The 1,037-nt window shown below is 44.6% G+C and carries 1 protein-coding gene and 1 pseudogene; both read left to right on the forward strand.

Annotated features, from left to right (window positions below; genetic code table 11):
- Positions 1 to 271, forward strand: a pseudogene (locus R7F67_RS24935) (glutathione synthase); the annotation flags it as partial.
- Between the two features lie 113 nt (positions 272 to 384).
- Positions 385 to 948 (forward strand): YqgE/AlgH family protein, encoded by a 564-nt coding sequence (locus R7F67_RS24940; RefSeq protein WP_318057544.1) that lies wholly within the window; start codon positions 385 to 387, stop codon positions 946 to 948.
- Positions 949 to 1,037 lie beyond the last annotated feature (89 nt).

Genomic DNA, 1,037 nt, shown 5'->3' on the forward strand with positions numbered 1-1,037 from the left:
TGCTAAAGGCGAAACGCGCGGCAACCTAGCTGCTGGTGGTACTGGTGAAGCTCGTCCACTAAGCGAAACAGATATGAAGATTGCTCAAGCTGTTGCTCCGACTCTAAAAGAAAAAGGTCTTATCTTTGTTGGTCTTGATGTGATTGGCGACAAGCTAACTGAAATCAACGTGACTAGCCCAACTTGTATTCGTGAAATCGAAGCGGCATTCGACATTTCTATTACTGGCAAACTGATGGATGCCATTGAACGTCGTGTGAAAGGCGAATAACTGAATTTATAGTACAGTTATAGTAGAGAACCAGACATTATCTTAAGCAAACTCATGCACATAGTAGCGAGTTTGCTTAAGTGCATTTACGAGTCTTAAAGGTCGGTATGAGAATGAACCTCACAAACCATTTTTTAGTAGCCATGCCTGGAATGAAAGATCCGTATTTCCAGAATAGCGTTATCTACGTTTGTGAACATAACGAAGAAGGCGCTATGGGCCTGATGATCAACGCGCCTATTGATATCACCGTAGGCAACATGCTCAAGCAAGTTGACGTGCAGCCTGTTCACCCGCGCCTGTTTGAAGCCAGCTTAGATAGACCCGTCTACAATGGCGGTCCAATCTCAGAAGACCGTGGTTTTATTCTACATAAACCGAAAGATTACTATGAATCCATCATTCAAATGACCGACGACCTTGCTGTCACCACTTCACGAGATATTCTTTCCGTATTGGGGACAGAGGCTGAGCCAAGTGACTATTTGGTTGCTCTTGGTTATTCCGGTTGGAGTGCTGGTCAGTTAGAAAATGAACTGGTTGAAAACTCTTGGCTAACCATCGAAGCCACACCAGAAATCATCTTCGATACGCCCATTACAGAGCGCTGGAAAAAAGCGGTAGAAAAGCTAGGTATCGACCCAAGCCAATTGTCGGCAGACGCAGGTCATGCGTAACGCAACCGCCTTCCTTAACTTCCACTTCATTAAGATTTGAGACACTGTATGTCACGCACAATAATGGCCTTCGATTTCGGTACTAAAAG

Origin of the sequence: Vibrio sp. YT-17 (genome assembly GCF_033337375.1) — a bacterium.
GTDB lineage: Bacteria > Pseudomonadota > Gammaproteobacteria > Enterobacterales > Vibrionaceae > Vibrio > Vibrio alginolyticus.